This window comes from Burkholderia sp. Ac-20392 (assembly GCF_017104585.1).
Taxonomy (GTDB): Bacteria; Pseudomonadota; Gammaproteobacteria; order Burkholderiales; family Burkholderiaceae; genus Burkholderia; species Burkholderia lata.
The window spans coordinates 23,108-31,334 of the sequence record NZ_JAAGPB010000050.1; the positions used below are offsets into that span (position 1 = coordinate 23,108).

Annotated in this window: 6 protein-coding genes; 5 read left to right on the top strand and 1 reads right to left on the bottom strand. The window is 66.8% G+C overall.

The window, feature by feature from the left end; translation table 11 throughout:
* Positions 1 to 96 precede the first annotated feature (96 nt).
* The 5 genes from G3N99_RS09740 to G3N99_RS09760 all read left to right on the top strand — a co-directional run bounded on the left by G3N99_RS09740 (position 97) and on the right by G3N99_RS09760 (position 6,878).
* Positions 97 to 3,168, top strand: a complete 3,072-nt coding sequence (locus tag G3N99_RS09740; protein WP_241011562.1) for a GLUG motif-containing protein — start codon at positions 97 to 99, stop codon at positions 3,166 to 3,168.
* Between the two features lie 95 nt (positions 3,169 to 3,263).
* Positions 3,264 to 4,331 carry a fimbrial protein gene (locus G3N99_RS09745; RefSeq protein WP_241011563.1) on the top strand — a complete coding sequence of 356 codons (1,068 nt, stop codon included), beginning with the start codon at positions 3,264 to 3,266 and terminating at the stop codon, positions 4,329 to 4,331.
* A gap of 186 nt (positions 4,332 to 4,517) precedes the next feature.
* The gene (locus G3N99_RS09750) at positions 4,518 to 5,333 is read left to right on the top strand and encodes an ABC transporter substrate-binding protein (RefSeq protein ID WP_085038977.1); all 816 of its coding nucleotides are present in this window, start codon (positions 4,518 to 4,520) and stop codon (positions 5,331 to 5,333) included.
* A 94-nt stretch (positions 5,334 to 5,427) separates the two neighbouring features.
* Positions 5,428 to 6,150 carry an amino acid ABC transporter permease gene (locus tag G3N99_RS09755; protein WP_206122260.1) on the top strand — a complete coding sequence of 241 codons (723 nt, stop codon included), beginning with the start codon at positions 5,428 to 5,430 and terminating at the stop codon, positions 6,148 to 6,150.
* Between the two features lie 2 nt (positions 6,151 to 6,152).
* Positions 6,153 to 6,878, top strand: a complete 726-nt coding sequence (locus G3N99_RS09760; protein WP_174934219.1) for an amino acid ABC transporter permease — start codon at positions 6,153 to 6,155, stop codon at positions 6,876 to 6,878.
* A gap of 168 nt (positions 6,879 to 7,046) precedes the next feature.
* Here the strand turns inward: G3N99_RS09760 and G3N99_RS09765 are convergent.
* Positions 7,047 to 8,227, bottom strand: a 1,181-nt coding sequence (locus tag G3N99_RS09765; protein WP_206122262.1) for a M23 family metallopeptidase, incomplete at its 5' end; no start/stop codon positions are given.

An 8,227-nucleotide genomic window follows, 5' to 3' on the forward strand; every position in this document is an offset into this window, starting at 1 on the left:
GCGGCGCCATGTGCCGGTGCCGCGGCGTGCCAGGAGTTGCAGTACCCGTCCTGTCGGGGAATCGACAGGGTCTCAACCACAACAAGGAAAACGAGAATGAACAAGACATACGCTTTGGTATGGAACGCCGGGCAGGGCGTTTGGCAGGTGGCCGGCGAACGGGTGCGCCGGCACGGCAAGTCGGCGACGCGCGCGCGTGTCGTCGCGGTGCTGGCGTTGCTCGCGGGCGGCGCGGCGACGTCCGTCCAGGCGCTGCCGACGGGTGAGAACATCGGGTCCGGGAAAGCCGACATTCTTCGCTACGACAACGGGCAGCAGATGTCGATCAACCAGCATAGCGACAAGCTGGTGACGAACTGGCAGACGTTCGACATCGACAAGGGGCAGCGCGTCACGTTCAACCAGCCGTCCGTGACGTCGATCGCGCTGAACCGGGTGATGGGTCAGGACGGCAGCTCGATCCACGGCAATATCGAGGCGAACGGTCGCGTGTTCCTCGTCAATCCGAACGGCGTCCTGTTCGGCAAGAGCGCGCAGGTCAATGTCGGCGGCTTGGTGGCGACGACGCTGGACATCAAGAACGACGACTTCGAAGCGAACCGCTTCCGGTTCTCCGGCCAGTCTCCGAGCGAAGTATGGAACGCCGGTAATCTCGCCGCCAGCGAAGGGGGCGCGATCGCGCTGCTCGGCGCAAGAGTCGTCAACATGGGGATCGTTCAGGCACAGATGGGCACCGTCGCGCTGAGCGCGGGCAGCGACGCCACGCTGAACTTCGACGGCAGCAAGCTGCTCAGCGTGCAGATCGATCAGGGAACCATGAACGCACTGGTCAGCAACGAGCACTTGCTGAAGGCCGACGGCGGGCGGGTGCTGATGGGCGCGAAGACCATCGATACGGTGTTGCGCACGGTGGTCAACAACCAGGGCACCATCGAGGCGCGCACGCTCAGGAACGTCGCCGGCCGGATCTCGCTGGACGGTCACGACGCCGGCACCGTCAATGTGGCGGGCACGCTGAACGCAAGCGCGACGATGCCGGGCAATGGCGGGACGGTCGACACCCGTGGCGCCGACGTGAAGGTGGCGCTCGGTACGATGGTCGATACGCGTGCGACCAACGGGCGCGGCGGCACCTGGCGCATCGCGTCGTCCGACGTGTCGGTCAAGGCGGGTGCGAACCAGCCGGGTACGATCGTGGCCGATACGCTGTCGCGCAACCTCGCGACGACCGATGTCGAACTGGTTGCCGAACGCGGCGCGGTATCGGTCGACGGGCCGGTGACCTGGGCCAGCGGCAACCGGTTGGCACTGGCCAGCCGGCACGGCGACGTGTCCGTCAACGGCGCGCTGCGCGCAACGGGTGCGAACGCGCGCGTGAGCATCGACGCGAAGAACAGCGTGCGGATCGCTGCGCCGATCGCGCTGACCGGCGCGAACGCGCTGCTGACGCTCGACTATGGCGTCACGCATTCGCTCGCGGGCGGCGCGGCCGTGACGCTGTCGGGAGCGGGGGCCGGCTTCGAGTCGAACGGCTATCGCTATACCGTGATCCAGAACCTGCAGCAGTTGCAGGGCGTCAATACGAATCTCGGCGGGCTGTACGTACTCGGAAACGCCATCTCCGGTTCCTGTTCCTGGTATTCCTGCACCACGTTCAAGACCATCGGTTCGGGCGCGTCGTTCTCCGGCGTGTTCGATGGCCTCGGCAACACGATCAGCAACCTCATCATCACGAGCAGCGATCCGTATGCAGGGCTGTTCGGCCGCAACACCGGCACGCTCGCCAACCTCAAGCTGGCGTCGTTGCGCGTCAGTGCCGCGTCCGGTGTCGGTCCGGTGGCCATCGGCGGGCTGGTGGGCGAAAACGCCGGCAAGATCACGAACGTTACTGCGACGGGCATGCAGGTGAGTGCAGGCGCCAGCCGCAGCAATGCGCTGGGTGGGCTGGTCGGCATCAATAGCGGCGAGCTGTCCCAATCGTCGTTTGCCGGATCGGTGGCGGGCAATGGAATGTCGTACGCCGTTGGCGGTCTGGTCGGCGAAAACCGCATCGATAGGATGGACGCAGGCGTCGTGTCGGACAGCGAGTCCAACGCTACCGTCACCGGTGGCGCGTCGAACCTGGCATCGATCGGCGGCCTCGTCGGCATGAACCGGGGCGGCAAGATCCTGAGGTCGACAAGTCGCGGCACGACGTCGGGTGCCGGTATCGCCGGCGTGAACGTCGGTGGGTTCGTGGGCGCGAACCTGCTCGGAACGATTGTCGACGGAGCGGCGCTGGGGCGCGTGACGGGCGGATCGGGCGGCTCGGCAGGCGGTTTCGTCGGGAGCAATACCGGCAAGATCACCGGCTCGAGTGCGAGCGGGGTCGTGGATGGCCGATATGCGCAAGCGATTGGCGGCTTCGTCGGGCTGAACCAGGGCCAAGTGACCGACGGCAAGGCGTTGGGCGCCGTCACGAGCGACTCGACCGGCTCGACCGGCGGTTTCGTCGGCATCAACCTGGGCGCGGATGCAGCAATCGACATGGCAGAAGCGCATGGCGCGGTCACAGGTGGGCAGGGCGCCAATGGCGGCTTCGTCGGCAGCCATCTCGGCGGCCGGATTGCACACTCGGTCGCACGCGGCACGACGCGCGGTGGCAACTACAGCAAGACGGGCGGTTTTGTCGGCAGCAACGCGGCCGAACTGACCAACGTCGATGCGAGCGGCGACGTGTACGGTGGGGTCGGTGCGTCGGTGGGGGGCTTCGCCGGCGCCAACACGACGTTCGGCACGATCGACACCGCGTCGGCAACCGGCAACGTGACGGGCGGCTCGTCGAGCACGGTGGGCGGGTTTGCCGGCGAAAACCTCGGCACGGTGCGCGACGCGTCTGCGTCGGGGACGGTCGGCGCCGGCTGTTACGCGACGCTGGGCGACGCTGGGCGGCCTGAACGCAGGGCTCGTCGAACGCTCGGCCGCGAGCGGGCGGATCAACGTGTCGTCGTACCAGACCTCGGGCGGTCTCGTCGGCATCAACCGGGGCACCTTCCGCAACAGCATCGCGTCAGGCGAGGCCGGGCTGCAGAAGATTGCCGGTCTCAATCTCGGTGTGATCGAGTAATGCAGCAGGCGGCGGGCGCGCATGACCGGCGCCCGCCGCCGATGCAACGGGAGGCAGCATGAAGACGAATCAACGGCGCAGGCCCGGGCGAATCGGCCGGGCTGTGCGTCGCCTTGCGATGGCAGGGCACCTGGTCCTAGCATTCGGTACACCCGCGATGGCGCAGGGCGTTGGTGGTGCGACGGCACTGGATTGCTCGTTCAGCAACATCGATGCGTCAACCTGGAAGATGATTACGCCGTTGACGAGTGCGACACCGGTCGGCGCGATCCTGTACCGACGCACCGTTTCGCTCTTCGTTTCGTTCAAGTACGGCATTGCGTCTGGGGAGCACGAACTGGTGGGGGCCGGGCATTGGAAAACGGGCTCTATTGTCACGAACGGTGTCGCGAAGACAGACGTCAACGGTATCGGCTTCAAGTGGGCAGGCGTATCTGGCGACGGCGACGAGAATACCCTGCTGCAAGGTTCGCTGCCGATGGTGACCGTGAAGCACAATCTCGGTCGCGCGAACGAAGGCGGTGCCAACGTACAGCGGATGCTCTTCCGGCAGTTTCTCGTGCTCGACAAGCCTGTCTCGCAGTTGCCGCAAGGCAAGCTGGTCGTCAAGAACCTGCCGGGCAATCCGACCGTCGAGGTTTATGCGATCGACTTGCCGAAAGGCGCCGCGTCGGTGGGCGGCACCGTGACGGTGCCTCAACAGACGCCCTTGTGCGCACAGGCTATCGCCTTTGCCGGCGCCGGCAACGTCTGCATCGGCAGCGAGTGCGAGGTCCAGGTGCCGAACCGCTGCGAGATCCAGTCGAACTGGATCAAGCCGGTCACGCTCGGGAATGTCGCGATCGACAGGTTCCCGTCGTTGAACGCGATGTCGGAGCCGGTCAGTTTCGATATCACGCTCAGCCAATGCGCGGTCATGGCCAAGCCGTCGATCAGTTTCCGCGACAAGGCCGCGCAGCCGAATCCGGACAAGACATTGCTGCAGTTGAGCGCGCCGGCCGGCCGGTCGGTTGCGCACGGGTTCAACATCGTGATGATGCACCGGGATACGAACGAGCGAATTGCGTACGGCGAGCCGGGCACGGCCCCGACCTACCCGATGCATCGCAACGCCGACACGGCAACGATCCCGCTCAGTGCCCGGTATATCCGAACCGGTGCGGATGGCGAGCTGAGGCCCGGAAACGCGAACGGGGCAGCGGAATTCACGTTTACGTTCCCGTGATGATGCGAACCGCGGCCCGCGCGCCTCATCACGAAACCCGCTGAGCAAAGCACCATTTGTTGGTTCGGATTCGCCGCACGCGCTGATACGTTAGCGGCTTCGCGACGACACACTCCGTCGCGATGTTCTTCGAACCGGGCCGCCGCGCGATCCGCGGCGGCCTTCATAACAAATCAGGTCGTGCTCATGAAATTCCACACGCTCGCTACGTGGCTCGTCGGGGCCGCGCTCATTACCGCAGGCACCGTCGCGCATGCGGACCGTCTCGACGACATCAAGAAGGCCGGTGTACTGCGCGTTGCAACGTTCGACAGCAACCCGCCGTTCGGCTATGTCGACGGCAAAAGCAATCACATCGTCGGTCTCGACGTCGACTATGCGAAGGCGCTCGCCGACAAGCTCGGCGTGAAGCTGCAGCTCCAGCCGACCAACCCGGCAAACCGCATTCCGTTCCTGACGTCGGGCAAGGTCGATCTCGTGCTCGCGAACTTCACGATCACCGATGAGCGCGCGAAGCAGGTCGACTTCAGCATTCCGTATTTCTCGTCGGGCCAGCAGTTTCTCGCGAAGAAAGGCGTGCTGAAATCGGCCGACCAATTGAACGCGCTGCGCGTCGGCGCCGACAAGGGCACCACCAACGAGATCACGCTGCGCGAGAAATTCCCGAAGGCGACGATCGTCGCGTATGACGACACGCCGTTCGCGTTCGCCGCGCTGCGCGCCGGCAACGTGCAGGCGATCACGCAGGACGGCCCGAAGCTGATCGGGCTGCTCGCGAACGTGCCGGACAAGCAGAACTACGAGATCCCGGCGTTCACGATCTCGAACGACTACATGGGCGTCGGCGTGCCGAAGGGCGAGACGCGCCTGCTCGGCTTCGTCAACGACACGCTGAAGGGGCTCGAGGCGAACGGCCGCGCCGTGCAGATCTACGACGCATGGTTCGGGCCGACGACGAAGACGCCGCTCACGCGCATCTTCCGGATCGGCGACAAGACCTGATCCGCATCGCACGCGCGCCGCGATCGGCCAAAGCATCGGCCGCGCGGCGCTTTTCGTTTTCCTTCGATCGCGCGCTTCGCGCCCGCAACACAGCATGCTCGGGTTGGCTCCCAAATATCTGTCTTGGCTCTGGCAGGGCTTCCTGCTGACGCTTGGCCTCGCGGCCGCGTCGGCCGTCGTCGCGACCGCCGGCGGGCTGCTGCTCGCGGTCATGCGGCATGCGCGCGCCACGGCGCCGCGCATGGTGGCGGCCGCGTACGTCGTCACGTTCCGCAACACGCCGCTGCTCGTGCAGTTGCTGTTCTGGTATTTCGGTGTTGCGTCGCTGCTGCCCGACACGTGGATCGCGTGGCTCAACGCACGCCATGCGTTGAGCTTCGGCCCGTTCACGCTCGCATGGCCGTCGTTCGAATTCGTGGCGGGCTGGGTCGGGCTGAGCGCCTATACGGCCGCATTCGTCGCCGAAGAGTGTGAAGCCGGCCTGCGCGGCGTGCGGCGCGCGCAGCACGATGCGGCGGCCGCGCTCGGCCTCACGCCGATGCAGTCGCTGCGTTACGTGGTGCTGCCGCAGGCGGTGCGTATCGCGTTGCCGCCGCTGTTCGGCCAATACATGAATCTCGTGAAGAACTCGTCGCTCGCGATGGCGATCGGCGTGGCCGAGCTGTCGTATGCATCGCGGCAGGTCGAGACCGAGACGTTCAAGACGTTCGCCGCATTCGGCGTGGCAACCGTGCTGTACGTCGCGGCGGTGGCCGCGATCGAGGCGGGCGCGTATGCCGCCACGCAATGGCGCGACCGGCTGGGAGCGGGGCGCTGACGATGGATTTTTCGCTGCTGCTCGCCAATCTGCCGTACCTGCTGGTCGGCGCCTTCCCGGAAGGGCCGCTCGGCGGTGCTGCGCTGTCGTTGCTGCTCGCGATTGCGTCGGCCGTCGCGTCGGCCGTGCTCGGCATCGCGCTCGGCGTTGCGATGGCGCTCGCGCGCGGCCCCGTACGCGTGCTGCTGCTCGCGTTCATCGGCTTCTTCCGCGCGATTCCGGTGCTGATGCTGATTTTCTGGACCTACTTCCTGATGCCGATGCTGCTGCACATGGACGTGCCGGGGCTCGCGACGGTCGTATGTGCGCTCGCGCTGATCGGCGGTGCGTATCTCGCGCACGCGGTGCATGCGGGCATCGTCGCGGCCGGTGACGGGCAATGGCAGGCCGGGCTGTCGCTCGGGCTCACGCGCTGGCAGACGGTGCGCTATGTACTGCTGCCGCAGGCGATCCGCATCATGACGCCGTCGTTCGTCAACCAGTGGGTCGCGCTCGTGAAGGATACGTCGCTCGCGTATATCGTCGGCGTGCCGGAGCTGTCGTTCGTCGCGACGCAGGTGAACAACCGGCTGATGGTGTATCCGGCGCCGATCTTCCTGTTCGTCGCGCTGATCTATCTGGTGCTGTGCACGTCGCTCGACGGCGCGGCACGCTGGCTGCTGTCGCGGCGCCCGCGCGCGGAACGCGCCGCGCACGCGGCGGCCGAGTTCACGGAACCCGCACGGTGACGGCACGCTTCGGCCGTTTTGAATGGCCGGCGAGGCGGTGCCGGTGAATGGGTGCCGCGGATAGCGCGCCAGGCAGGTCAGGCCCGGCGGCCAGGGAGAAGGGCAAGGACGGTAGAGAGCCGGCCGCGCGCGCCGCTGCTCGTCGAGCAACGGCAGGCGGCAGATGCATTACGACGCCGAGTAATGCGTATTGAAGACTGCGCGCAGCGTCGATGAATCGGTCGCGAAATCGCCCCACAGCGGCCCGTCGTTCTGCGCGAACGCGAACGGCGCCGTATTGATCGACGCGAGGCGGAAGCGCCATTGCGCCGCTTCCTGGCGGAAGGCGGTGAGCTGCATGTCGGACAGCGCCGTCTGCGCGCTCGCGAGCGTGACGAGCGGATCGACCGGATTGTTCGCGACGCGCACCTCGAAGTGCAGGTGCGGGCCCGTCGCGGCGCCCGTCATCCCGACCGAGCCGATGCGCTGGCCCTGCTTCACGGTTTCGCCCGTCTTGAGGCCGTGCGCGAACGCGGACAGGTGCGCGTAATAGGTCGAGTAACCATCGGCGTGATCGACGATCACATAACGGCCGTAGCCGCCCGGATCGGTGCCGACGAACGACACGACGCCGTCGGCCGCCGCGTCGACGGGCGTGCCGGTGGGGGCGGCGAGATCGACGCCCGTGTGGAACGCCATCGCCTGCGACAGCGGATGGATACGCTCGCCGAAGAACGAACTGATGCGCGTCCACTTGACCGGCATCGTGAATGCGGCGGCTTCGAGCGGCGAGCCGTCGAGCGCGTAGTACGCGCCGTGCTCGGCGCCCGGCGCGCGGAACCAGATCGCGCCGAACGTGCGGCCGGCGACGCGCAGTTCGAGCGCGGTGAGGCGCGGCGTGCCGTCGTTCGACTCGAATGCGACGCGGTAGTAGTCGCCGCGCTGCGCGCTGGCACGCATCGCGACCTTGCCGCTGACGAGATCGCCGAGCTGGATGCGCACTTCGGGCGGCACGTCGAGTCGGTTCAGCGTATCGGACAGCGTGAGCTCGATGTCGCCCGCGCGCATCCCGTGCTGGTTTTCAGGGGCGGCGAACTGGAACAGGTTCGCGTAGCCGAGCATGTCGTTGCGATGCGCGCTGAGCGGCGCGAACAGGCCCGGCTGCTGGCTGCGATCGTTGCGTTCGCCGGCATCGTTGCGCTCGCCGATCGTGCGGGCGAGCTCACTCGTCACGAAATGCTGCGCGGTGGGAAACGGCGTGTCGGACAGCACGCGCTGCGGCAGCGCGGCCGTGCCCGAGTCGACGGCGCCCGGCAGTTGCGACACGGCCGGCAACGCGGCGAGACCGAGTGCGGCGAGGGCGCCGAGCA

Coding starts and splice junctions, on each gene's coding strand:
- G3N99_RS09755 (WP_206122260.1), top strand. CDS start 5,428: ATGCTCGGGTTGGCTCCCAAATATCTGTCTTGGCTCTGGCAGGGCTTC.
- G3N99_RS09740 (WP_241011562.1), top strand. CDS start 97: ATGAACAAGACATACGCTTTGGTATGGAACGCCGGGCAGGGCGTTTGG.
- G3N99_RS09760 (WP_174934219.1), top strand. CDS start 6,153: ATGGATTTTTCGCTGCTGCTCGCCAATCTGCCGTACCTGCTGGTCGGC.
- G3N99_RS09745 (WP_241011563.1), top strand. CDS start 3,264: ATGGCGCAGGGCGTTGGTGGTGCGACGGCACTGGATTGCTCGTTCAGC.
- G3N99_RS09750 (WP_085038977.1), top strand. CDS start 4,518: ATGAAATTCCACACGCTCGCTACGTGGCTCGTCGGGGCCGCGCTCATT.